The 25712-nt window shown below is 38.8% G+C and carries 25 protein-coding genes; 14 read left to right on the top strand and 11 right to left on the bottom strand.

The genetic code is table 11. The features are described from left to right. Positions 1-31: 31 nt before the first annotated feature. The 5 genes from PL_RS06280 to PL_RS06260 all read right to left on the bottom strand — a co-directional run bounded on the left by PL_RS06280 (position 32) and on the right by PL_RS06260 (position 5129). Positions 32-592 (bottom strand): DUF4833 domain-containing protein, encoded by a 561-nt coding sequence (locus PL_RS06280; protein ID WP_052496462.1) that lies wholly within the window; start codon positions 590-592, stop codon positions 32-34. Positions 593-631: 39 nt separating this feature from the next. Then, the gene (locus tag PL_RS06275) at positions 632-1762 is read right to left on the bottom strand and encodes a hypothetical protein (RefSeq protein WP_041884238.1); all 1131 of its coding nucleotides are present in this window, start codon (positions 1760-1762) and stop codon (positions 632-634) included. A 1128-nt stretch (positions 1763-2890) separates the two neighbouring features. Next, a complete protein-coding gene (locus PL_RS06270; protein ID WP_041887020.1) occupies positions 2891-3100 on the bottom strand; it encodes a hypothetical protein in 210 nt (69 codons plus the stop codon). A 112-nt stretch (positions 3101-3212) separates the two neighbouring features. Then, a complete protein-coding gene (locus tag PL_RS06265) occupies positions 3213-4343 on the bottom strand; it encodes a serine hydrolase domain-containing protein (protein ID WP_348621241.1) in 1131 nt (376 codons plus the stop codon). Between the two features lie 231 nt (positions 4344-4574). Beyond that, a complete protein-coding gene (locus PL_RS06260; RefSeq protein ID WP_348621239.1) occupies positions 4575-5129 on the bottom strand; it encodes a serine hydrolase domain-containing protein in 555 nt (184 codons plus the stop codon). 254 nt (positions 5130-5383) lie between these two features. Between PL_RS06260 and PL_RS06255 the strand changes: the two genes are divergently transcribed. Genes PL_RS06255 through PL_RS06245 form a run of 3 tightly spaced genes read left to right on the top strand, consistent with a single transcriptional unit; the run spans position 5384 to position 8436 of the window. Then, positions 5384-7618 (top strand): heavy metal translocating P-type ATPase, encoded by a 2235-nt coding sequence (locus tag PL_RS06255; protein ID WP_041887014.1) that lies wholly within the window; start codon positions 5384-5386, stop codon positions 7616-7618. A 37-nt stretch (positions 7619-7655) separates the two neighbouring features. Further along, positions 7656-7868, top strand: coding sequence for a heavy-metal-associated domain-containing protein (locus PL_RS06250; RefSeq protein ID WP_041887013.1), 213 nt, complete (start codon positions 7656-7658; stop codon positions 7866-7868). A 1-nt stretch (position 7869) separates the two neighbouring features. After that, positions 7870-8436, top strand: a complete 567-nt coding sequence (locus tag PL_RS06245) for an AraC family transcriptional regulator (RefSeq protein ID WP_041887012.1) — start codon at positions 7870-7872, stop codon at positions 8434-8436. Between the two features lie 88 nt (positions 8437-8524). Here the strand turns inward: PL_RS06245 and PL_RS06240 are convergent, their stop codons facing one another. Beyond that, complete coding sequence (locus PL_RS06240; RefSeq protein WP_041887010.1) at positions 8525-9814, bottom strand: acetyl-CoA hydrolase/transferase family protein; 1290 nt, start codon at positions 9812-9814, stop codon at positions 8525-8527. 181 nt (positions 9815-9995) lie between these two features. On the opposite strand from PL_RS06240, the gene PL_RS06235 reads away from it, so the two are divergent. The 9 genes from PL_RS06235 to PL_RS06195 all read left to right on the top strand — a co-directional run bounded on the left by PL_RS06235 (position 9996) and on the right by PL_RS06195 (position 19195). Next, on the top strand, positions 9996-11165 hold the full coding sequence (locus tag PL_RS06235) for an aminotransferase class V-fold PLP-dependent enzyme (protein WP_041887008.1): 1170 nt from the start codon (positions 9996-9998) through the stop codon (positions 11163-11165). Between the two features lie 14 nt (positions 11166-11179). Next, positions 11180-12562 (top strand): dihydrolipoyl dehydrogenase, encoded by a 1383-nt coding sequence (gene lpdA / locus PL_RS06230; RefSeq protein WP_041887006.1) that lies wholly within the window; start codon positions 11180-11182, stop codon positions 12560-12562. Further along, complete coding sequence (locus PL_RS06225; RefSeq protein ID WP_041887005.1) at positions 12563-13483, top strand: ABC transporter ATP-binding protein; 921 nt, start codon at positions 12563-12565, stop codon at positions 13481-13483. It abuts the gene before it with no gap. 1 nt (position 13484) lies between these two features. Further along, on the top strand, positions 13485-15053 hold the full coding sequence (locus tag PL_RS06220; RefSeq protein ID WP_041887003.1) for an ABC transporter permease/substrate-binding protein: 1569 nt from the start codon (positions 13485-13487) through the stop codon (positions 15051-15053). A gap of 1 nt (position 15054) precedes the next feature. Next, positions 15055-16203 carry an ergothioneine biosynthesis protein EgtB gene (gene egtB / locus PL_RS06215; RefSeq protein ID WP_041887002.1) on the top strand — a complete coding sequence of 383 codons (1149 nt, stop codon included), beginning with the start codon at positions 15055-15057 and terminating at the stop codon, positions 16201-16203. A 4-nt stretch (positions 16204-16207) separates the two neighbouring features. Beyond that, positions 16208-17146 carry an L-histidine N(alpha)-methyltransferase gene (locus PL_RS06210; RefSeq protein WP_052496630.1) on the top strand — a complete coding sequence of 313 codons (939 nt, stop codon included), beginning with the start codon at positions 16208-16210 and terminating at the stop codon, positions 17144-17146. A gap of 171 nt (positions 17147-17317) precedes the next feature. Beyond that, positions 17318-17617, top strand: a complete 300-nt coding sequence (locus PL_RS06205) for an ArsR/SmtB family transcription factor (protein WP_041886999.1) — start codon at positions 17318-17320, stop codon at positions 17615-17617. Positions 17618-17628: 11 nt separating this feature from the next. After that, positions 17629-18729, top strand: a complete 1101-nt coding sequence (locus PL_RS06200; protein ID WP_041886998.1) for an NADH:flavin oxidoreductase — start codon at positions 17629-17631, stop codon at positions 18727-18729. Between the two features lie 76 nt (positions 18730-18805). Beyond that, entirely contained in the window at positions 18806-19195 is a 390-nt protein-coding gene (locus tag PL_RS06195) for a hypothetical protein (protein ID WP_041886997.1), read from the top strand. 84 nt (positions 19196-19279) lie between these two features. Here the strand turns inward: PL_RS06195 and PL_RS06190 are convergent, their stop codons facing one another. The 4 genes from PL_RS06190 to PL_RS06175 form a co-directional block, all read right to left on the bottom strand. Beyond that, positions 19280-20599, bottom strand: a complete 1320-nt coding sequence (locus PL_RS06190) for an OmpA family protein (protein WP_041886995.1) — start codon at positions 20597-20599, stop codon at positions 19280-19282. 223 nt (positions 20600-20822) lie between these two features. Continuing rightward, positions 20823-22208, bottom strand: coding sequence for an MBL fold metallo-hydrolase (locus tag PL_RS06185; protein WP_041886994.1), 1386 nt, complete (start codon positions 22206-22208; stop codon positions 20823-20825). Between the two features lie 172 nt (positions 22209-22380). Next, a complete protein-coding gene (locus PL_RS06180) occupies positions 22381-23259 on the bottom strand; it encodes an SDR family NAD(P)-dependent oxidoreductase (RefSeq protein WP_235324728.1) in 879 nt (292 codons plus the stop codon). A 63-nt stretch (positions 23260-23322) separates the two neighbouring features. Then, positions 23323-23529 (bottom strand): cold-shock protein, encoded by a 207-nt coding sequence (locus tag PL_RS06175; RefSeq protein ID WP_037438206.1) that lies wholly within the window; start codon positions 23527-23529, stop codon positions 23323-23325. Positions 23530-23678: 149 nt separating this feature from the next. Here PL_RS06175 and PL_RS06170 point away from each other — a divergent pair, with 149 nt between their 5' ends. Both PL_RS06170 and PL_RS06165 read left to right on the top strand, forming a co-directional pair. Beyond that, positions 23679-23921 (top strand): hypothetical protein, encoded by a 243-nt coding sequence (locus PL_RS06170; protein WP_152620403.1) that lies wholly within the window; start codon positions 23679-23681, stop codon positions 23919-23921. A gap of 98 nt (positions 23922-24019) precedes the next feature. Beyond that, the gene (locus PL_RS06165) at positions 24020-24505 is read left to right on the top strand and encodes a YMGG-like glycine zipper-containing protein (protein WP_041886989.1); all 486 of its coding nucleotides are present in this window, start codon (positions 24020-24022) and stop codon (positions 24503-24505) included. Between the two features lie 98 nt (positions 24506-24603). Here the strand turns inward: PL_RS06165 and PL_RS06160 are convergent, their stop codons facing one another. After that, positions 24604-24789: a hypothetical protein gene (locus tag PL_RS06160; protein WP_041887383.1), complete on the bottom strand. Its 186-nt coding sequence runs from the start codon at positions 24787-24789 to the stop codon at positions 24604-24606. Positions 24790-25712: the final 923 nt, after the last annotated feature.

Raw genomic sequence — 25712 nt, 5'->3', positions numbered from 1 at the left:
GCTTCTTGTACAATCTGTTAATCGGGTTATCTTAAATATTAATTCTTCGTAAAATCGCTTTGCCGTTAGCTGTATCTACTGCCACCAAGTCAATATATCTTACTTTAGGGTACCAGAAAGAACATCTGTCCAGTTTGATAAATACTCTTTTCAGCAAATAGGGCTGTCCTTCATCTTTGATATAGATTTTGTATTTATTATCTGTTTCAGAGCGTTTCAGGTATAAAGGGAGTTGTTTGTAGGCCATCAGATGGATCTCATATTCATCATTCCCCAAACGCTGACTCTGTACGCCATAAACATATTTTCTTTCTATACTGCTCAGCTCTTCTCTTTTCCCGTCTTCAGCATATCTGATCCAGGATACTTTAACGGGATTCTCACTGCAAAGGGTACCGTCTTCATTGAGATTCAATTCGTAAATGACAGTATTGGCATCGGGGTTTCTCTGTACAAAAAACAAAAGGTTTTCTATGCGTGCTGATTCTGGTGTCTTTTCACCCAATGGTTGTGCGCTTAAAGAGCCTATTATAGTCAACAGTACGATAATAATGATTTTAGTAGTTTTAAGGGCTTTTCCGAATAAGGTCATATACTGGTTTGCTGATGATAATAGTTAATCTGATTTTACTTAGAATATGTATTGTATGCCTGCTGTATAGCCTGCATAAATCCCCTGGAATCTGGTACTGGTTTCACTATCCCATTTGGAAATGAATTTCTCAGTCAGTTTTCTGCCTTCAGCTGTATTGGTATTTACATAATTGAAAGTCGGCCCTCCAAAAATTTCCAGATGCGGAGTGATCTTAAATGCAGGCAGTATTCTGATGGAAGTTTTTAAGTATTCTCCGCTTTTAAAGCTGTCCAAAGATATTGCTGCCAGTTCGAGGTTTAAACGGAAAGCTTGTGAAGTGTATACGTGTCCGCCGACACCTGCTTCAAAAGCGTATACTTCTTTGTCGTTTTTGAAGTTATAACCTGCTCCAAGGATTCCATAAAGAATTCTTCCGCCTGATCTGAAAGTTAACAGGGTAGTAAGGTTATCATCAACGGTCACCCCCAGACTTTTTTCTCCGTTTTTGATCAGGTTTATTATTCCTATAGGGTAATCAGAGCTATCTGCCACATTCATGAAGCCTGCAACTTGTACGCCTTTTACTTTTTTAGCGATGTTCAGGAATCCGGCTACCTGCGAGGAAACATTTTTGGATTTATTCATAAAGCCGCCAAGCTGCAGGCCCTGTACGTCGTCTGCGAGATTCGCGAATCCTGCAATCTGCAAAGAAATATCGTTTGATTTATTCAGGAAGCCTGCCAGCTGAAAGCCATCGGTTTTTTTTGCAAGATTCATAAAACCGGCGACCTGAGCACCTTTCATATCTTTTGATTTGTTCAGGAAGCCTGCAACTGATACGCCTTCACTTTCTCCTGAAGTATTTAGCAGACCTGCTACTCTTACGCCTTCTGCTTTTTGACCGATATGGTTGGAGAATCCTGCAATCTGAACGCCTTTAGAGGTGTGATGAATGATATTGGTCAGACCGGCAAGGGTAAAGCCGTCTTCTGCGGCGGACACTCCTGCAATCAGGTTAAAGGAAAAGGTGTTGCTGTCCAGGGGTGCGTGTCTGCCGTTACTACTAAGGGGATAGACTAATCCGATATGAGTTCTGGACGGTTTGTTTTGTGCGTAAAGGGTAGTACTGGTTAAAAGTGTTAGCATGGTAGCTTTTAACATGCTGTTTGTGTAAGATTTTATATTCATTTTGTTGCTGTTTTAATCTAGGGACAACGGGATTAAGGTTTACCCTTACGTGGATTTGAAATTTATTTACAAGAGGAATTAAAAGAAGCTATACCTGTTTGCGGTCGACGTTCATCTGAAGGGATGAACAATGCCCGCAAACAGGTATAGCTTCTTTTAATTCTCACCACAGGTAGTACTTGTAAATGAATATCAAATAGGTAAAGGGGGTACCTCAATGGGGGAATTTGGGCAGGGAGGTGAGGTTGGGTGGCTAATTGGTTTACTTGTTGGGTGGCTTGTTTGGTTGATTAGCCTGACTGGATGTTTATATGATTGCCTGGTTGGATAGCCTGTTTGGGTAGCGTATTCTTGAATGTTCTTGAATAACCTTTCCGGGTTGCCTGTTTGGGTAGCGTATTCTTGAATGTTCTTGAATAAACTTTCCGGGTTGCCTGGTTGGATAGCCTGTTTGGTTAGCTTATTCTTGGGTGTTTTTGAATAAACTAGCGGGTTGCCTGGTTGGATAGTCTGTTTGGCTAGCGCATTCTTGAATGTTCTTGAATAAACTTTCCAGGTTGCCTGGTTGGATAGTCTGTTTGGCTAGCGCATTCTTGAATGTTTTTGAATAAACTAGCGGGTTGCCTGGTTGGATAGTCTGTTTGGCTAGCGCATTCTTGAATGTTCTTGAATAAACTTTCCAGGTTGCCTGGTTGGATAGTCTGTTTGGCTAGCGCATTCTTGGGTGTTTTTGAATAAACTAGCGGGTTGCCTGGTTGGATAGTCTGTTTGGCTAGCGCATTCTTGGGTGTTTTTGAATAAACTAGCGGGTTGCCTGGTTGGATAGTCTGTTTGGCTAGCGCATTCTTGAATGTTCTTGAGTAAGCTTTCCGGGTTGCCTGGTTGGATAGCCTGTTTGGCTAGCGCATTCTTGAATGTTTTTGAGTAAGCTTTCCGGGTTGATTGTAACCTCCGAAGAAAAATCTTCGGGGGGTGTATGGTCTGGATTACTAATCCTGGGATTAATGATACTAAAGGTGTTTAATCTTTAGTGAAAAGATAAGTTTCAGCCTTACGTTTTAGCGTAATCTGATTTTTAGCCGGGTTAAACTCTAAATCAAATCCCGTTGGTTCAGCTAGAAATCTGACTTATGATTTAGCATCTAAAACAAATGTAGGTTGTCCGGTTGCCTGTATAGTCTGGATTTTTCCTTTTTTGGTAATCGTGATTTTTACCGGGATCTCTTTAGTGGAATAGATACCGGAATATTGTTCTAAATCCTGATCGGAAACTTCAACCGTTGTGAAATCCGGAAGTTTGAGAGGTTTATTGTAAACACCGTTTAACAGGGTAATCATGATCTTATTGTTATCATAATTGGAACCATTGGAATTATCGTAAGAATGTTATGGCTTTTCTTTATAAACTAACTTGAAACGCCAATAGCAACAAAAATTCTGCAAGTATAGATTACAGTCTGCTTGTGGAGCGTAAAATATCGAGTACTTTATCACGTACTTCCAGTATCTGGATTTCATCCGTGTTACTCAATATAATAATCCCTATTTTTTTTTCTGGAATTATAGTCAAGCTACTTCTATAGCCTAAATCACCTCCATCATGTGAGTAATTCATTACTCCATTATCGGGGCGCATAAACCAGCTTAATCCTATTGATATTTTTTGATTTGGGTCTATGATAAAGGTTGGTGCAAACATCATAGCATATGTAGAAGGAGAGATAATTTGTTTGTTTTTATATTTTCCACCATATATGTTTGCTATAGCCCAATGCGATAAATCCAACACATTTGTATTTAAAGTAGAGCTTGGCGCATGCATTCTATTATATGGATATACTGGCCTTACTACCGGTGGTTTACCTGTATGTGGAGTAGTACGTAGTTTCTTTTTGGTCTCAGGAAAATAAAAACTAGTTTCCTTCATTTCCAGAGGGGTTAGAATATTGTCCTTTACATATTTTTCAAAGGACATTCCTGAAACTTTCGCGATCAAATCGCCCATCACATCAAATGCCATATTACTATAATGGAATTCGGCTCCCGGATTGCTAACCATTTTTTGATCGGACAGACTTCGGGTGTACCGTTCTGCTGCGCCTTCGTCTGCCACTGCTTTCTCCCATTCATAATCATTTACATCAGGCATTCCAGAAGTATGATTGAGCATCTGTTTAATCGTAATGGTTTTATATCGCTCATCATTCAATTTAAAATAAGGAAGATATGTGATTAAAGGTTTATCAATGTCAATTTTACCCCTTTCGGAAAGCTGCATTACAGCTGTTGCTACAAATGTCTTAGATATAGATGCAATATGAAAATTATATCCAGGTTTCAGCTTTTTTTTGGTTTCTATGTTGGTCACCCCAAAACCTTTACTATAGACTACCTCCGGTCCGCTTGTTATAGCTATTGCCAGACCAGAAACGTTTGCCGTGTCAATTATCGATTGAAGATATGTGTCAATTTTCTGAAAGTCTCCATTGTCCATCTGAGCTGAATGTTCAGATTTTTTGAAACTAACAATGATCATCAAAAAGGCAATAATCATCCAAAAGGTAAATTGTTTTGTAGTCATTTTAATCGCTTAATTGTGAGTAATATCAGGACAATCATATATTGATTTATCCTTCCTGTTATTTTGCAAGGTATGATGAAAACCTAAGTTATCATCATACCAATTTTATATCAGGAGTATCCAATATCATTAAAGAATAGGTAGGGCTAATTTGATGAATATTAACAATCAGATTCTAAATAAGCAGTTTTTATTGTGCTATGTTTTTTTGCTTCTATATACGCGGTGATATTAAATTTCATTTGCCTCCATAATTGATACCTTAACTGACATGTCGGTTTCTGGTTCCTTTTTCCAGCTGCCCACAAAGCTGTATGAATTACTCTCCTTATTCTTCACGTCAATTCTTTTACCAATATAGGTGTTTTTTAAGTCTGAGGGATCAAGAATTCTACCCTTTAATAGTTCAGCGTATTCTTTATTATAAATCTTTTGCAGGATAAATGATAACAGCACAAAATTTGAACTACTATAGGCTGCACGGCTGCCTGGCTCAAAATCACTTCCTCCCTTTGTTATAATTGTCAGAAGTTCTTCTCCTGATTTCTTTGTCGTACTCCATTTGGAATACTCTTCATCATTCGTGAAATTATGAATTCTACTTCGATGACTCAGAAGATCGGCAACTGTAATTTTATTACTGTTTTTAATAGCCGGAAAATATTTATCAATTGGTTGGGTAAGACTCAGCTTCTTTTCTTCAATCGCTTTAAAAATCAAAACAGCAGTAAAAGTTTTGAAATAGAAAAGCCCAAAGACCAACAGAAGGATTAATCTTCTATTCATAAATATGTTTTTCTTGTTAAGATATAGGGAAATATCGAAATTCATTTTTATTGAAATTAATTCTCTGGGCTGTATTACTAAGCTGCAATTTCAATATGCTGGTCTGAATTAGTTATCTGCCCGGCAAGATAATTTAATAGAAAGAAAGGGTAGGGGTAAGACTGACTGGTCATGCATTATTCTGTAAAATTATAACAAAATGATGTAAGTGTTTGGAGCCAGTGAGGGCTATCTTTGTCCTATAATTAAATAAGATGTCAGATATAGCAAACCTCCAAACCATTTCTCTTCCGGTATTAGGTATGACCTGTGCAGGCTGTGCCTCCAGTGTACAATCGATGATCGAAGCTCAGGATGGAGTAAAAAGCGCAGAAGTCAATTACGCCACACAACAGGTCAAAGTAAGTTATGAGCCTGATAAGATCACTCCTGAAAAGTTTCAGGCTGCCGTACAGTCGGTAGGTTATGACCTCATTCTGGACGCACAGAACGGAAAAGAAAAACAAGAAGAAGTACAGCAACAGAACTATAGCGCATTGAAAAAAAGAACTGTTCTGGCTGGTATTCTGACTTTGCCGGTAGTCATTATCGGAATGTTTCTGATGGACATTCCTTATGCAAATTATTATATGCTTGTCTTAACTACACCGGTTTTATTCGTGTTTGGCAAGAATTTCTTCATCAACGCTTTTAAACAGGCACAACACGGAAGAGCAAATATGGACAGCCTCGTTGCGCTGAGTACTGGTATTTCTTACTTGTTTAGCGTGTTTAATACCTTCTTTCCTGAGTTTTGGCATAGTAAAGGTATTCATCCTCATGTGTATTATGAGGCTGCAGCTGTAGTTATTGTTTTTATTATGCTGGGCAAATTGCTGGAAGAGAACGCGAAATCGAATACTTCATCGGCAATTAAAAAGTTAATCGGCCTTCAGCCAAAAACAGTGATACTTATCACTGACGACGGAGAACACGAAATAGCTGTATCGGATGTTAAAGCAGGTAATCTGTTATTGGTTAAACCAGGAGATAAGATTCCGGTAGATGGTGTACTGCACGAAGGTCATTCGTATGTGGACGAAAGTATGATCAGTGGCGAACCGGTTGCGGTATTCAAAGAATCCGGAGCGCAGGTTTTTGCAGGTACAATAAATCAAAAGGGAAGCTTTAAATTTCACGCAGAAAAAGTAGGCTCCGAAACATTACTGGCTCAGATTATTAAACTGGTACAGGATGCGCAGGGCTCAAAAGCGCCGGTTCAGAAACTGGTAGATAAGATTGCGGGTATATTTGTTCCTATAGTTCTTTTTATTGCAGTTCTCACTTTAGGTATCTGGCTGTTGTTTGGCGGTGATTACAAATTGAGTCAGGGACTGATGGCTATGGTTACTGTACTGGTGATCGCCTGTCCATGTGCACTGGGACTGGCCACACCAACAGCAATTATGGTCGGAATTGGTAAGGGAGCTGAACATGGAATGCTGATCAAAGATGCTGAAGCCCTGGAATCTGGTTATAAAGTGAATACCGTAATTCTGGATAAAACCGGAACGATTACTGAAGGTAAACCTTTAGTTACTGGTATTGAATGGGTTGATAATTATGTAGAAAATGATGAAAAATTGGCTGGTGTACTTCTTGCCATGGAACAGCAATCGGAACATCCGCTGGCAGAAGCTGTGGTAAATTATATCAGGGATATGAAGATCAGCGCTGCTGTAATTACAGATTTTAAAAGTCTGACAGGAAGAGGTGTCGAAGCCGTTTTTAACGGGGAGACCTATTTTGCAGGTAGTCATAAAATCCTGAATCAGGTGAGTGAAGAGCTTCCTGGAAAATTAAAGGAAGTAGTTCATGGATTTCAGCAAAGTGCTAAAACCGTGATCTATTTTACCAGTACCAAACGGGTACTTGCAGTTATCGCGATTGCTGATCAGATTAAGTCAGGCTCAAAGCAGGCTGTAGAAGAGCTGCAGTCGCAAGGGATAACAGTTTATATGCTCACGGGAGATAATGCCTTTACAGCAGCTGCAATTGCGAAACAGGCGGGGATTTTACACTACAAGGCAGACGTGTTGCCAGCAGAAAAGGCAGATTTTGTAAAAAGCCTGCAGCAGGAAGGGAGAATTGTAGCCATGATTGGGGACGGAATCAATGATAGCCAGGCTCTGGCACAGGCAGATCTTTCAATCGCAATGGGCAAAGGATCTGATATCGCAATTGACGTAGCGAAACTGACACTGATATCTTCGGACCTGAGACAGGTACCCAAAGCACTGAAACTTTCGCAGGCCACTGTTAGAACCATCCGTCAGAATCTATTCTGGGCATTTATATACAACCTGATTGGAATACCTTTAGCTGCGGGGATCCTGTATCCGTTCAATGGTTTTCTGCTTAACCCGATGATCGCGGGGGCTGCAATGGCATTAAGCTCAGTTTCGGTTGTTGGAAACAGCCTGAGACTAAAACTCCTTAAAATAAACTAATTTTATTAAACACACTCTCTCTTTAAAAATAGAAATTATGAAAACTCTGAAATTTAAAACAACTATTAAATGTGGCGGATGTATCGCAACGGTAACTCCTCATTTAGATGCTATGGCCGGACTGGAAGAATGGAGTGTTGATACCAATGTTGCCGATAAAATTCTGACAACTACAGTTGATAACGAAAACCTGAAAGACGAAATAGTAGAAACTTTAAAAAAGGCCGGCTTCCAGGCTGAATCAATCTGATATGCAACTACACGTTAAAAATATGGTCTGTGACCGGTGCATTCTTATCGTCAGGCAACAGCTGGAGAATCTTGGGTTCTCTGTCAGTGAAATCTCTCTGGGAAAAGTAACTGTTTCACCAGATCCGGATCCGGCAAAACTACAGGATATTTCTTCGGCATTTCAGGTGCTGGGTTTTGAACTGATTGACAAGGATAAAGACCAGCTGGTTGAACAGGTGAAAACACAGGTTATTGAACTGGTTCATTATTCAAATCTGTTCGAATTGAAGCAGAGTCTGATGAGCATAATTGCAGACAAATTAAACAAAGAATATGTCTATCTCAGCAGACTTTTTTCTGACGTGGAAGGAATCACTATTGAAAAATATATCATCCAGCAGAAGGTAACCAGGGTTAAAGAATTACTCGAATACGGAGAGCTTAATCTGAATGAGATTGCCTATCAAATGGGCTATAGCAGCAGTGCACATTTGTCTACACAATTCAAAGCAGTCACCGGTCTTACGCCCAGTAAATACAAGGCGCAACCCGGCGGCGACCGTAAACCTCTGGATCGGATCAGCTAATCCAGAGGTAAAAGTATTATGTTAATGTTTTATTTAACTGGTTTGTGTTAAATTCTGAATATTAATTAGTTCTGTTTTGTTAAAATTGCTATTCGAAATAAGTTTCGAACCTTTCAAAGCACTTTTTCTCCAGATTTTCGCGGTGATCAGGGTGCGCAAGTTCAATTAATGCCTTCGCCCGCTGCTTCAGACTTTTTCCAAAAAGATTGACTTTTCCATACTCGGTAACTACCCAGTGTACGTGTCCGCGGGTGGTTACTACTCCCGCCCCTTCTTTCAGAAATGGTACAATTCTGGAGATCCCTTTTGAGGTAACTGATGGTAATGCGATGATCGGTTTTCCTCCGGGAGACAGTGATGCTCCATGAATAAAATCCATCTGTCCGCCGATGCCGGAATACTGAAAAGTTCCCATCGAATCTGCACAAACCTGACCAGTTAAGTCCAGCTCTATAGCAGAATTTATTGCCGTAACTTTTGGGTTCTGACGGATCACACTGGTGTCGTTTGCATATGAAATATCCATCACTCTGATACTCGGATTATCGTTGACAAAATCATAAAGTTTACGGGTTCCAATCATAAATGAAGTAATGGATTTGCCCCGGTTAATCTTGTTCATACTGTTGTTGATAATTCCATTCTGAATTAATGGGATAACTCCGTCTGACAACATTTCTGTATGCAATCCAAGATTTTTATGGTTGCCAAGATTTTTTAATACCTGATCTGGAATGCCCCCTATGCCCAGTTGCAATGTGGCGCCATCTTCTACTAAAGAAGCGATATGCTGACCAATAGTTACCATCGCCTCACTCACTTTTGCTGAATAATCGACCTCTGGTAAAACAGATTCATGCCACACAAAGGAATTGATCTTACTACTGTGAATATAGCCGTCTCCATGTGTACGCGGCATATTTGGGTTAACCTGGGCTATTACATGTTTTGCTGTATCCACTGCTGCCCTGGCAATATCTACAGAAGTCCCTAAAGAGCAATAACCATGTACATCAGGAGGGGATACCTGTATAATGGCTACATCAATCGGTAAAAAGCCCTCTCTGAATAATTTAGGGATCTGACTTAAAAAAACAGGGACATAATCGCCGTTGGCACTATTGACAACTGCACGGGTATTGGCAGAGGTGAAAAGGGAATTGAAAAAGAAACTGCCCCGCCATTGAGGATGATTGAAATTAACGTCACCAAGGGTCGAAATACTAACTAATTCTACTTTTTTAAGCTCTGCATGTCTCTGCTGAAGGGCTTTGATCACAAACACCGGGGTCGCTGCGCTGCCATGTAGAAATACACGTTGTCCTGAGCTGATTTGTTTTACTGCATCCTCTGCACTGATATATTCAGGTTGACTCATAAATTGTAATGTTAAACTGCAATTAAAACAATTAAGCAGGTATTATGTGTGATCCAGGTCATAAATCTACTTGATGTAAGGCAGGTTTAAACCTTTTTTATTACCTTTTACGCATTGTTTTTTTGTCATAAAACATAGCTGATATTAGTATTGAAACATATTTGGTAAATCATTTTTAACAATGGATATAAACACAATCAGGAAAGAAACGAGAGGGTGTACGGACAAGATTTTTTTGAATAGTGCAGGCTCATCGCTGGTGCCGGATACGGTATTTAACCAGATGATGAATATCCTGACTGAAGAAGCTCAGATCGGTGGGTATGCAGTGGCCGGTTTAAATCAGCAGGGAATTGACGAATTTTATATTGAAGCTGCTAAATTGCTTAATTGTGCTCCTGAAAATATGTCTTTTCAGACCAGCGCCACGGACGCTTATGCAAAGGCTATTTCTTCCATTGAATTTAAAGCCGGGGATATTATTCTGACCACAGATGATGATTATGTTTCCAATCAGCTGTCGTTTCTTGCTTTAAAGAAGCGTTTTGGAATCCGCATTATCAGAGCTGCTAATCTGCCTGATGGCGATCTTGATCTGGTGGCATTTGAAGAACTGGTCAGGGTACATCAGCCCAAATTAGTCGCCCTGACACATATTCCAACCAGTTCAGGTTTGATTCAGGCAGCTGATGAAGTTGGCGCAATCTGCAGAAAATATAATGTCTGGTACCTGGTTGATGCCTGTCAGTCTGTGGGGCAGCTGGTTGTCGATGTACAGAAAATGGGTTGCGATTTCCTGACAGCCACAGGTAGAAAATTTCTGCGCGGACCAAGAGGAACCGGGTTTTTATATGTTTCTGATCGTGCTCTTGAAGCTGGTTTAGCACCGCTGATTTTTGATATGGTTGGTGCCGAATGGACTTCGGTTGATGTTTATACATTGGTGCCTACTGCTAAGCGTTTTGAGTTCTGGGAATCTTCAATTGCAGGAAGATTAGCATTTAAAGAAGCTTTGAAATATGCTAATCATATAGGCATGGCCAATATTGAAAAGTATAATGCAGATTTAATGGCTCAGTTCAGAAATCAGTTAGGACAGATCAAAGGACTGCATTTACAGGACAGAGGGACACATATTAGCAGTATTCTGACCTTGACCATGGACCATCACACGACTGAAGAAATTGCAGCCAGACTCCGTGAGCATAACGTTTATTTTTCTTTAAGCACTATAGGTTCTGCAATGATCAATTTTCCAAAGAAAAAGATTAAAAATGCAGTCCGGCTTTCACCTCATTATTTCAATACACCAGAAGAATTGGAAAAAGTTGTTGCCATTTTAGATTTTTAATTGTTGTTCTGCTAATGAAAGAATTTGACGCAATTGTAATCGGTGCAGGTCAGGCAGGTGTGCCGCTGGCTAAAAAGCTGGCTAATGCAGGCTGGAAAACCGCATTGATAGAAAAAAGACTGGTTGGTGGAACCTGTATCAATGATGGATGTACACCAACTAAAGCTATGGTAGCTTCTGCAAGAATGGCTTATCTGGCTGGTAACAGCAAAATTCTCGGTGTTGATATTCCAGGCTATAGCCTGAACTTTGAAGCTGTTATGGCTCGCAAATCGGCTATTGTAGCGCAATTCCGTGAAGGCTCCATTGCCGGAATTGAAAAGACCAGAAATCTTACGCTGATTTACGGGGAAGCTAAATTTAAGGATGATCATACTGTTGCTGTGAATACAAAGGATGGAGTAATTGAAAATTATACTGCTAAACATATTTTTATTAACACCGGGGCAAGCCCGCGGATTCCTGAAATAGAAGGTATAAAAGCAATCAAATATCTGACTTCCACCACGATTCTCGAACTTAAAGAGGTTCCTGAACATCTGCTGATTGTTGGCGGGGGGTATATTGGTCTTGAATTTGGACAGATGTTTAAACGTTTCGGCTCTGCTGTTACTATTCTGGAGCAATCTTCACAACTGATGCCAAAAGAGGATAATGATGTTTGTGAGGTTATGAGCGGTATTTTTAAGGATGATGGTATTGAGGTGCTGACCGAAGCCAGCGTCCTGAAGTTTGAAACCGGGGCTAATGATAAAATTAAGGTAACTATAACGCAGAATGGAAAAAATACAACAGTTACATGCAGTCATGTATTAATCGCGTCCGGAAGAAGTCCGCAAACGGACACTTTAGGATTGGAAAATACAGATGTAACCTGTGATCAGCGTGGATTTATTCAGGTAAATGAATTTCTTGAAACCAATGCGGCACAGGTATACGCACTGGGTGATGTAAAAGGTGGCCCGGCTTTTACGCATATCTCCTATAATGATTATATTGTAGTGGCTAAAAATCTTCTGGAAGACAGTAAAATGAGCATTAAAGACCGTATGATACCTTATTGCATGTTTACTGATCCCCAGTTGGGCAGGATTGGTATTACTGAAACACAGGCCAGAGAAAAAGGATTAGATTATCTGGTTGCTAAAATTCCGATGAAGAATGTCGCCAGAGCAATTGAGACGGCAGAAACCAGAGGTTTTATGAAAGCTGTGGTGGACAAAAAAAGCAAACAGATTCTGGGTGCAACGATTATAGGTGAGCAGGGTGGTGAAATTATGTCTGTTCTGCAAATGGCAATGATGGGTAAAATCACCTATGAGGAGATTAGATTTGCGATTTTTGCACATCCTTTATATGCTGAGTCACTGAACAATTTATTTATGTCAATCGCTTAAATGATTAAAGCAGAAAACCTGATCAGGAAATTTGGTTCTTCAATAGCAGTTAACGATATAAGCTTTGAGGTAAAAGAGGGTGAAAATCTGATTTTACTGGGGACAAGCGGCTGCGGTAAGACTACAACGTTACGGATGATTAACAGACTGATAGAGCCTGATTCTGGTACTGTTTTTATTGATGGTATTGATGTACGGACCCGTCAGCCTGAAGAGCTAAGACGTGGAATAGGTTATGTGCTGCAGAGTCATGGCCTTTTTCCACATTATACAGTAGCCGAAAATATTGCTATTGTGCCGCAGTTATTAAAATGGAACAAGGCTGATACAAGAAAAAGAGCAGAAGAACTTTTTCATAAATTAAACCTTGACCCTGCTTTAGCTGGTCAGTATCCTGCAGCATTGAGCGGGGGACAGCAGCAACGGGTTGGTCTGGCCAGATCACTGATGGTAAATCCTCCTGTTTTATTGATGGATGAGCCTTTTGGTGCATTAGACAACCTGACAAGAATCAGTATCCGTAAAGAGTTTAAAGCATTGGATGAACTGGTCAAAAAGACGGTAATTATGGTGACGCACGATGTACAGGAGGCTTTTGAAATGGGAGACCGGATTTGTCTGATGGACAAGGGCGAAATTAAACAGATCGGAACCCCTGAAGAGCTGCTTTTTCATCCTGCAAGTGATTTTGTGGCGGATTTCTTTAAAGAGCAGCGTTTGCAGCTGGAACTGAAATCGGTATTGGTTGCTGAGTTATTACCAGGTTATTCAGATCGTAACATTACCGTCTGGGAAAGAATGGAACAGCTTCTTCATGAGGGACACTCTGGTGAAAACAGGTTGAATAATGAAAGTGTTCCGGATAATTCAGTAGATATAGAAGGCCTGATGAGTGCTTTTTCAGCTTATAAAAAAGGATAATATGGAGCAGGCACAAAGTTTCTGGCAATTTATAGTTCAGCAGTCTGACAAGCTATGGAGTCAGACCTGGGCACATATAGGTCTTACCCTGATTTCGCTGGTTATTGCTATTCTGATTGCTGTTCCCGTAGGGATTCTTATCACAAGAAAGCCAAAACTCTCGGGTATAATATTGGGCTTTGCCGGTATTTTACAAACCATTCCAAGTATCGCTTTGCTTGGAGTTCTGATTCCTTTTCTGGGAATCGGCCCCAAACCGGCAATTTTAGCACTTTTTCTTTATGCGCTGTTACCTATCATCAGAAATACATATACCGGTATTATGGAAGTAAATCCTGCAGTAGTTGAGGCTGCCAAAGGAATGGGGATGAGCAGGTGGCAAATCCTGATGAAAGTGGAATTGCCCCTGGCGTTTCCGGTATTAATGGCTGGTATCCGCACGGCAACGGTAATCAATGTAGGGGTAGCAACTTTAGCCGCCTATATTGCTGCGGGTGGTTTAGGTGAGTTTATATTTGGCGGTATAGCTTTAAATAATTCTAATATGATTCTTGCAGGAGCTATTCCTGCAGCATTATTAGCTATTTTATTTGACTTCCTGTTGTCGCTGGTGCAAAAAATCAACCTCAAGAGTATCCGCCTTGCTTATCTGGTAATGCCTTTTGTTTTAATCACATTATGCTCTTTTTATTTACTGCCGACTCAGATAGGCGGACGGATGTTAGGTGGCTTTACGCCAGAGTTTATGGGCCGGGAAGATGGTTATCTGGGTTTGAAAAAGATATATAAGCTGGGTATAGAGACAGTTGTCATCAGCGATGCTGTGATGTACAAGGCTGCTTTTGAGAAGAAACTGGATGTAATCAGTGGTTACAGTACAGATGGTAGACTGAAAGCTTATGATCTGGTTATTCTGAAAGATGATAAACACATTTTTCCACCTTATTATGCAGCTCCTGTAATTCGACAGGAAACCCTTGATGAGCATCCTGAACTGGAAGGTGTATTAAATCTGCTGTCGGGCTATATTAATGATTCCACAATGACCGCTCTCAATTATCAGGTGGACCAGCTTAAAGAAACTCCCGAAAAAGTAGCTCTGGATTTCGCTAAAGCTCATCATTTGTATAAACCTGCCAGAGCAGCAGGGAAAGGAACAATCAGGATAGGATCTAAAATATTCGGAGAACAATACATACTGACTCAACTATATAAAATACTGATTAGGGGTAATACCAATTTGAATGTTATTACTAAAACCGGATTAGGTGGTACAAAAATATGTTTTGATGCACTGAATAATAACCAGATAGATTTTTATCCTGAGTATACAGGAACAGGTTTTCTGGTGTTGTTAAAACCAGACGCAAAAACCATAAACAAGCTGACCGGAGATGTTGATGGTGTTTATCATTATGTAAGTAATGAATTTAAACAACAATTTAATATGAAGTGGCTTAAACCTATAGGTTTTAATAATGCCTATGCATTGATGATGAGGAGAGAACAGGCACAGAGTTTGCAGATTGAAACTATAACAAACTTAACCAACCATATAAACCAAAATTAATATGTCACTTTGGGAGCAATACTCCGCAGTGAGGTCGCATAGTGTACAAATATGCGATAAACTGCAAAAAGAAGACTACGTGGTGCAACCGGTGGAAGAAGTCAGTCCGCCAAAGTGGCATCTGGGTCATACTACATGGTTTTTTGAAACCTTTATTTTAGTTCCTCATGCTGTTGCCTACCAGTTGTTTAATGCTGATTATAACTATGTTTTTAACAGTTATTATGAAAGTGTGGGGGCAAGAGTTATCCGTACAGACAGAGGAAATCTGAGTCGTCCAACTGTAGATGATATTTTTCATTACCGTGCTTATGTGGATGAAGCCATGGAGAAATTCCTGTTATGCGGTGTGAGCAAAGAGGTAGAAGAACTGATTATACTGGGTTTAAATCATGAACAGCAGCATCAGGAATTGTTATGGTATGATATCAAATATATCTTAGGGCATAACCCTCTTTTTCCTGCTTATGATGCAGATAATATAGAAAATGGACTTACACTCACTGCTGAAGGATGGGCTGATTTTAGTGAAGGCGTATATGAAGTAGGATATCAGGGAAACACTTTCCATTTTGATAATGAACTGGGCAGGCATAAAGTCTATATCCAGAATTTCAGTATTGCAACCCGGCTGGTCAGTAATGCTGAATATCTGGAATTTATCAGGGCCGGAGGGTACCTGGACTTTAGCGTATGGCATGCCCAGGGCTGGGATTGGGTGTGCGAAAAGCATATTACTGCACCTTTATATTGGTATGAGATTAACGGAGAATGGCATCGCTATAGCTTATCCGGGCTTGAAGCCTTAAAAATGAATTCGCCGGTTTCTAATATCAGTTATTATGAAGCAGCTGCCTATGCACAGTGGAAAGGAATGCGCCTGCCCACTGAATTTGAGTGGGAGGTCGCTTCTTCGTTGTTTGAATGGGGTAAGTTGTGGGAGTGGACTGAAAGTGCATACCTCCCTTATCCGGGATTTTCTAAAGCTGCCGGAGCCCTGGGGGAATATAATGGTAAATTTATGGTTAATCAGAAAGTATTGCGTGGAGCATCAGTTGCTACACCTTTAAATCATAGCAGAAATACTTACAGGAATTTCTTTCACCCTGATATGCGCTGGATGTTTAGCGGTATCAGGCTTGCAAAATAATCATATGGATCAATTTCTAAAAGAGGTTTTACAAGACCTGAGTCAACCACAGAAGACTTTAAATGCCAAGTATTTTTACGACGGTAAAGGAGATAAACTTTTTCAGGAGATTATGAATTGCCCGGAATATTATCCTACCAACTGTGAAAAGGAGATTTTCAGAGAAAGATTTAAGGATCTGGCTATAGCCTTGAAAAACGGATTTAACACCTTTGACCTGGTAGAACTGGGCGCAGGTGATGCGACAAAATCAAGCTATCTGCTCAAAGAACTGGTAGATACAAACGTTGATTTTACTTATATGCCAATTGATATTTCTTCTGCAATGATTGCTCATTTAGAACAGTCTTTGCCGGAAAAAATTAAAGGCCTTAAGGTACAGGGCTTAAATGGTGAGTATTTTGATATGCTTGAAAAGGCGAATCGTATCTCTTCCAGGAAAAAGGTTGTTTTAATGCTAGGTGGTAACATTGGTAACGAGACCCCGGAAAGTGCAATTGAGTTTTGCCGTAAAATCCGGGCTTCTTTACAGGAAGGAGATTTAGTCCTGATTGGTTTTGATCTGAAAAAGAATCCGCATACAATTCTTGCTGCATATAATGATGCTGCCGGATTTACACGGGATTTTAATCTGAATTTGTTACACCGGATAAATGATGAGTTAGGCGGAGATTTTGATATCTCACAATTTGAACATTATCCGAACTATGATCCGATAACTGGTGCCTGCAAAAGTTACCTGGTGAGTAAAACTAATCAGAAAGTCAATATCGCTGATCAAACATTTCAATTTCTGGAAAACGAGGTTATTTATATGGAGATTTCTCAAAAATATAGTGTCGAAGAAACAGAAAATATTGCAAAAGTATCTGGATTTAAAACTGTAACTCATTTCTTTGATCACAAGAAGTGGTTTGTTGATACAGTATGGCAATGCGTATAATTATTATATAACGATCCGGTATTTGATTTCCGGATTAATATAAAGGCTTAATTACTCAGAATAGGGGTGGTTAAGCCTTTTTTATTGTCATTTATTTGTCTGAGCATCAGTCCTGTGTCAATTCTGTTGTTTTAATTGGTATATCGGGAAATTCCGATATACATTTGTTTCATGGATCAGGTAGAAATATTTAAAGCACTATCAAATAAGACAAGATTAATGATTTTGCAATGGCTTAAAGAACCCGAACTACATTTTCTTCCGCAAGACAGAGATGTTCGGGAGGTAGGTGTTTGTGTAGGTCAGATACAGCATAAAGCACAGCTGACTCAATCAACAATCTCTGAATATTTATCTATTCTCCAGCGTACCGGATTAATAGAATCAACCCGTATCGGGCAGTGGACCTATTATAAAAGAAATGAGGCAGCTTGTCTCGAAATCAGACAATTAATAGAGAATTCAATATAAATTAAATAGCTATGAATACAGAAAGTTTGTTCCAGCCCTTTAAGCTGAAAACATTGAACATGAAAAATAGATTTGTGATGGCGCCAATGACACGGGCGTTTTCACCGAATGGTATACCAACTGCTGATGTCGCAGATTATTACCGCAAAAGAGCAGCAGGTGATGTGGGACTGATTTTATCAGAAGGTACTGTGATTGACAGACTTTCTTCTGCAAATGATCCAAGTATTCCACACTTTCATGGAGAACAGGCACTTGCTGGCTGGAATAAAGTAATTAAAGATGTGCATACTGCAGGTGGACAGATGGGCCCGCAAATCTGGCATATGGGTATACAAGCCGATCATAAATCCGGTTGGTTACCTTCTGCAGAATTTGAAGGACCTTCAGGTTTTGTAAATCCCGGAGAGCCAAAAGGAAAAGCAATGACCGAAAGTGATATTGCAGATGCTATTTTATCCTATGGCCGTGCTGCTGCTGATGCAAAAAAATTAGGCTTTGATACTGTAGAAATACATGGAGCTCATGGTTATCTGATTGACCAGTTTTTCTGGGATCAGTTAAATCATCGTACGGATAATTATGGAGGTAAAACATTGGCAGAACGTAGTCGTTTTGCCGTTGAGGTAGTCAAAGAAGTACGCAGACAAGTTGGTGATGATTTTGCAGTTATCCTGCGTTTGTCTCAATGGAAACCTGTGGATTATACATTTAAACTAGCTGCTAATCCGGCAGAAATGGACAGCTGGCTAAACCCAATAGTTGATGCGGGAGTTGATATTCTGCACTGTTCTCAGCGTCGTTTCTGGGAACCTGAATTTGAAGGTTCTGATTTGAACTTTGCTGGATGGGCTAAGAAAATAACCGGTGCTGCAACTATTACAGTTGGATCAGTAGGACTGGATGGTGATTTTATGGGAGCGTTCAGAGGGGAAGCCTCTCAACCAAGTTCTCTTGATGAACTGGTTAGAAGAATGGATAGAGGTGATTTTGATCTGGTAGCAGTTGGAAGACCTTTACTGGCTGACCCTGCCTGGGTGGAAAAAATTCGCGATCAACGTATTGATGAATTAAAAGGATTCACTGCGGCAGCTCTCGCCGAACTGGTATAAATCAATAACAATATAGAGATGCCCCTGAGGTTTAAATACGATTTGGGGGCATTTTTTTATTTGCGTTAATTAGTATATGCAATCATCTGTAAAATTAAAAGTTTCCTCAGGGTTGGCCATTTTATCTGACTTAAGTATTTCATTGAATCTGAAAGATAAGACTATAAAAGAACAGCTTACCCATATAATAGCTAAAGATGCAGATCAGATAGCTTATATGCTCCAGGCCTATCATCCCCGGGAAAAGGTAAGCAGGGCAGAAGTTGTCCCTGATAGTATTGATCTCAGTAATCCTGAGATTATCCGTTTGAAAATACAATACGTTTTAGAAGAGTTTAGTGCCTGCAGTGCAATAGATACTTTGAACAAAGAAAGGATGACTTTAACAATTTTTATTGATCAATTAACCGGAGAACTGGAATTGAAAGGAGAGTACTGGCCGGAGCGTGATGCTGACTCATTATAGTGATCCAGACCCGAAATAATGGTATAAAAAAAAGCAGGTGCCCATTGGAGACACCTGCTTTTTTATTTATTAATGCTGTTCTGATTAAAATAAAGAGAATTCAACTCTTCTGTTTTTCTGACGACCAGCAGCAGTTTTGTTAGATGCAATTGGTTGGTTTGGACCGTAACCAGTAGCTTCGATACGAGATGCATTAGCACCTTGAGAAACTAAATAAGTTTTGATCGCTTCAGCTCTGTCTTTAGAAAGACGTAAGTTAATAGCCATTGAACCAGTATTATCTGTGTGACCTGCTAATTTTAAGCTAAAGTTTTTCTCTACTAATAGCGCAGCAACTTTGTTTAAAGTGTTATAAGATGTAGCACGGATTGTAGATTTACCTAAATCAAATTCTAAGTTTCTGATCGCTTCATCAACAACTTTACGGTCTTCAGCGGTAACGATTACTTTTTCTTTGATAATTTGTTTTGGTGTTTTTAAAGGACAACCAGCACCATCAACAACTGTGTTTGCAGGAGTTCCTGGACATTTATCAAATTTGTTAGCTACACCGTCTCCATCTTCATCACCCATATCTTTAGCATATTGTTCCTGATCTCTCAGTCTGTTTTGCTCAGAAGTAGATAATGCTCTTCTTAACTCAGCACTTTCAGCTGCACTTTCTTCACGAATTGCTGCAACTGCGCTGTAGTTTTGCAATTGAGAAGTTCCTCTTTTACCAAGGGCAACCTCTATACCAGCGTGTGCATAGGTGAATTTATCATTTGCACCACTAGCTACACCATCAAAGTTGTTGGTTTTCATGAAGTTAACTGTGTAACCTAAATCTAAATTAACACCTTTTGACAGACCTAGTTTGAAACCTGCTCCAACCGGGATGAACCAATGTTCGCCATAACCTGTACTTGTTCCACCTACTGCATTGGTATTAGCACTTGATGACATATAACCAGCACCAGCAGTTAAATAAGGTGATAATACTGAACGCTTTTGGTTTAAGCTCATGTTAGCAATTGTAAAGTTACCACTAACAGCTGCTGACCAGTCGATACGAGTAGTAAAACTTGTACCAGCTTGTGTAGTACCATCTGGATTATTAGCTCTTAGACCTTTTACTTTACCAGCAAGGAAGTCAGCCTGGATACCAAATCCAGGAAGAATTTGTTTCTTAATGTAACCTCCGTAACCCCAGCTCTCTTGTGGTGTACTGAAATCACCATTAGCTCTGTTGTTGAAAGGCGTGTAATGAGTTAACATACCACCGTTTAATCCTATCGACCAGGTGCGGAAATTTTTCTTGTCAAAACGTTTAGTCGTATCAGGATTAATATCCTGAGCGAATAACGAAGTTGATAGTCCTACTAAGGATAGTATCAACGCTGATTTTGTAATTCTTGAGTTCATCTTTATTTATAGTTAGATATTAAATCATCAGTTCTCTACTGAATGATTAGGCAACACGTAATAATCCTGCCAATCGGGAACTTTTAGAAGATTTAAGTTTAAAATGAACTGATAATGAGCGTTTTATGGTGTTGTTTAAAGGAATGGCATATTTTAATAAACACTTGATGTAATTCGATAAACTGTATAGTATTTGATACAAAATCACTTTATTCAACAGAAATCAGAGTTCAAATACTTCGCCTTTTTCCGGTATACATACTGAATATCCAGCCTCTGTCACCGCAGTTGCCAGGCTCTCCAGGCTTTTGCTTTCGCCATGAACCAGGAATACTTTTCTCAGTTTTTCAGGTTGCTGTTGCTTAACTGTATTTAACAGGTCATCATGATCACCATGTCCGCTTAATAAATCAGTTTGTTTTATCGTAGCAAAAACCATCAGGTCACGATGGCGTAAACGAACAATAGGATCACCTCTAAGTAGTCGGTTTCCTAAAGTGCCTTTAGCACAATAGCCGATAAATAAAATAGTACAATAGTAATTTTGAATATTATGATATAAATGATCCTGGATTCTTCCGCCTTCAAGCATTCCAGCTGAAGAAATAATAATGCAGGGTTCATGATAATTTGAGACTGAAAGACTTTCTCTTTTATCCTGTACGTAAGAAAGTTCTTCAAATTCAAACTCATCACCATTACGGCTATAAAAATCCTGCGATTCTTCATTTAATAAGTGATGATGTTTACGGTAGACATCCGTCGCAAAACTTGCCAGGGGGCTGTCCACAAATATTTTCACAGGAGGTAACAGGCCTTCGCTGAATATTTTATTCAGGGAATAAACCAGTGCCTGTGTTCTGCCTATACTAAATGCCGGAATGATCAGTCTGCCAGGAAATTTAATACAGGTTTCATTAATGGTTTCAACCAGTTTTTGTTCAATAGTCGTGTCTTTGCTATGGAGTCTGCCCCCATAAGTTGATTCTGAAACTAAATAATCAACTGGAGGAATTGGCTGTGGATCTATGAGAACCGGATAGTTTTTACGTCCGATATCACCCGTAAATGCAATGCTTTTTTCCAGCCCGTCTTCGTGAATGCTTAAAACAACAGCTGCAGCACCTAATAAGTGACCTACCGGAACAAAACGAAGAGTTATACCTTCTTTTATCGTAAAGTCTTTATCAAAAGCGATAGTGACAAAACGATCTACGGTATCCATCACATGTTTATGCAGATACAATGGTTTTGGACCTGAAGATGTGCGTTTGCCTCTTGTTCTTTTATGCTGTTTACTTAAAAAAACGTTTACTGAATCCATCAGTAATATTTCGGTAAGGTCTGCAGTTGGTGGTGTACATAATATCTGACCATTAAAGCCCATTCTTAAAAGCGTTGGTAAATTTCCGGAATGATCAATATGAGCATGTGTTAAAATAACAACATCGATAGTGGATGGGTCAAATGGGAAATACTGGTTCTCCTGCTGATAAGTCTCTTTTTCATAATCAAGTCCGCAATCTATCAGTATACTGTAATTATGAGATTGAAGCAGATGCATACTTCCTGTTACCTGTTTCGCTGCTCCCCAAATCGTTAATTTCATGTCTGTGTGTGTTTTCCTGCAACCTAAAGGCTTGTTTGAAATTTACCTGATAAAAGGTAAACAATTTATATGTAAAGCCAGATAAACTCTTATTCTTTTACAAGCTATTTATACTTATTGACCATGATTGCTGATCAGTTTTATAAGATAGAAAGATCTGCAATATATTACTTTATAAGCTAAGGAATGGTAATATTATGGAATTCAAAGTTACTTTGAACTCATACCCCAGTTTTTCAGCTATATATATACTGCTTACTAATTTCCAGTTGAGCAGCTCATCGTTAAACTGAGGTTTGTCAAATCCTGATTTTAACGATGATGCTGTGTAAAAGACAGCACGGGTTGGATGGTCAGTAGTACAGGCATTATAGGTATAACCAAAAGCTTGTTTTTTAAGAATACTCAATGTTAAACCTATACAATCTGATAGGTGAATCAGATTTACAGGAGCTTTACCATTGGGAATTGCTGACTTTCCGGCGAAGAATCTGCCCGGATCTCTGCCTGGTCCTATTAATCCTCCAAATCTGATTATTGTTGTAGTGAAGCGGGGGTTGTTTTTTAATACAGATTCGGCAGATAAAATTGCTTTACCAGATTCTGTTTCGGGGTTTGGTAAAGTATGTTCATTTACCTCTTCATTATAATCTCCATATACCGAAGTAGCACTAATGAAAATGATATTTGGAATATTCCGGCTTGCTGCGGCTTTTGATATTTTCTCAATTTTTGATAAGAATGTATGTTGTTCAGCCGAACTTCTCTTTGGTGGAATACTAATAATTAACAGATCACAATCGAAGAATTCAATATCAAACTGATCTTCTTCCTCCTTAAAATTCACGAGATAGGGAATGATTCCTGATTGTTGTAAACTATTTAGTTTTTCGGGCGTTGTGGTTGAACCTTTTATCAGATAATCGTTTTTTATCAATTCTCTGGCAAGTTCAAGTCCGTACCATCCACAACCTAATATGCTGATTTTGTTATTTAAAGGAGCCATTGCTGATTCTCGTTCTGTAGTATCAATTTTATTTTTACTGTACATAGAGTTTATAAAAAAAAGGGGTGATGCATTGCATCACCCCTTTTTTAAATTTTAACGAATTTCTTAAAGAACAGTTACATTAGAAGCCTCAGGGCCTTTTTTACCGTCATTTAATTCGAATTCTACATTGTCACCTTCATTCAATTCTCTGAATGAATCTCCTGCAATCGCAGAAAAATGTACGAAAATATCTTTTCCTCCATCTTCTGGAGTTATAAAACCAAACCCTTTTGCAGAATTAAACCATTTAACTTTTCCTGTTGTACGCATATTATTGTTATAAATTTCGCTGTGAAAATAATCAATTGAATACTAATATCCAAAATCTTAATTGCTTATTATACTAGTTTTACATGAATAGAGCAAAACCACTGTGTGTGATTTTTGTTGTTAGAAAATATAAAAGATTAAAATTGGTTTTGAAAACAAATAAGATTAAAACAAATAAAAGGAGTATAGATCTGGCATCCTTACCGAATAAGGGTAATTATGATTATAATGAAAAGGATAATTTAGGATTAGATGCGGATGGCTCTTCTGTAAATTCAGGTAAGGCTAATTATAACAACGATAACGACCGGATTTCACATAATCCGGATGGAGAAGATGATACTCATAATACTACCGAAGAACCTGGTTATTCACCTTTAATGGATAAATAAACTCCTTTTTGGTTTTAATTGTAACAGGAAAATTAATCTTGGCATAATTTTAGTAATTATTTCTCTGCTTAAAGATCTACTAACTAAAACACACACAAATGAAAAAGATGTTCGCGGTATTAGGTATTGCACTTGCTTTTACAGCATGTTCTAATGCGAAAAAAGAAGAAGCAATTAAATTAGCTACTATTAAAGCTGTCAAGGACAGCATGAGATTAGATAGTTTCAAAAAGGCAGATGTTGCTGAAAAACAACAGGCTGCTAAAATTCAGGAAGAAAAAAGAGTATTAATGCTGGCTTCTGCTAAAGCTGCTGAAAATGCTCCGGCCGCTACTATGGCTTCTCCAGGTGGTCAATCGGTAGAGCATCACACCACAACGACAACAGTAAAGAAAAAGAAAGGATGGAGTAGTGCAGCGTTAGGGACTGTTATTGGAGCTGGAGCTGGTGGTCTGGGTGGAGCACTTATTGATAAAAAGAAGGGTAGAGGTGCGCTTATTGGTGGAGTCGCTGGTGCCGGTGCCGGATATTTGATCGGTCGTGGGCAAGACAGGAAATCTGGGAGAGTTCAGCCAAGAAACTAATTCAAGTCTTATAGTATAATAGATTGTTGTATGCTGAATCTGTTTCAGCATACAACAAATAAATAAAAAAGCCTGATTTATAAATCAGGCTTTTTTATTTATTTCTTTTCAGGAGGTGTGGATACAATTTCACCGAATTCATTTACGTATGCCATCATACTTTCTAAATCACCGCCTGCTGAATTTTGTTTGCGTTCTTCTTTGCGTTGCTCTTTATCTTCTTTTTTCTTCTGCCTGTTTTTTTCTAGTTGCTTCTTCATGAAGGTCGCCTGAGACTTAGCCATAAATTTCCGTATTTAGTTAAAAAAATAACTCTACTCTGCTGTTACTTGTTAAGGCGTTCCAAAAAAACAATATTTACTGGATCGATCTAGCCCGAATAAAACTTAAATTCCCGGGCAACAACGGTAGGGGAGCCAGGAGAAATTGAATCTAATCAATTGGTGATTAGCAAGTAAGTATTAAGAGAGTCTGTGTTTATACTCCGTTCTCCGCAAATATACACAAATTAATCTATTTATAAAAGTAAACAGCCGAATGTGTGTTGTATAGATGCTATTGTGCGGGTTAGCTGATTGGTGGGAATGTCTCAGATGTGTGTTATAAATGTATATTAATTTTCTTTTAAGCATAGATATAGAATCCTTTTTTAAGTACTTATATGATATAAATATTCTTTTAAGTTTTTGTTATTCTCTTTAATTGGTAATATATATCTGTTTTTGTTTGTTTGCTCCCTTTTAAAGCTATTTTTATGTGATCTTTGTTTTTTTATTTTTGGGTAATATATTGCCCATTGTGTAGACTTGTTACTCGTTTTGTATTTCTTTATGATTATTTAATATCGATTTTTCTTCTTTTTAAAATAAAAATGCTATTTAATCATGCTTATTCTCATAGGCTTCATTTGGTGATTAATACGGTTTATTTAAGACGTTTTACGAGATGACAACTTTTAAGAGTGTTTATTCTGCTTATTAAGTTTTTTAATATTTTTTTTGGCACAGAAATTATTAAAAGAAAATTTTAAGGGGTGAAAATTTGGATAATACTATTAATTGTCCCTATTTTGTGAGTGTAAATTGTATTATTAACTAATGTGAAATATTGATTCCGAGATAATTGCGGTTTTTAACTTTCAAGGCTTATTCAATGTCAGTGGTAAATTTTGAAAGTTTTTTTTGCATTGGTAACAGGTAGTATAGTA

The sequence above is a fragment of the Pedobacter lusitanus genome (genome assembly GCF_040026395.1).
In the GTDB taxonomy this organism is placed as follows: domain Bacteria; phylum Bacteroidota; class Bacteroidia; order Sphingobacteriales; family Sphingobacteriaceae; genus Pedobacter; species Pedobacter lusitanus.
This window is presented reverse-complemented; position numbering and strand designations above follow the sequence as displayed.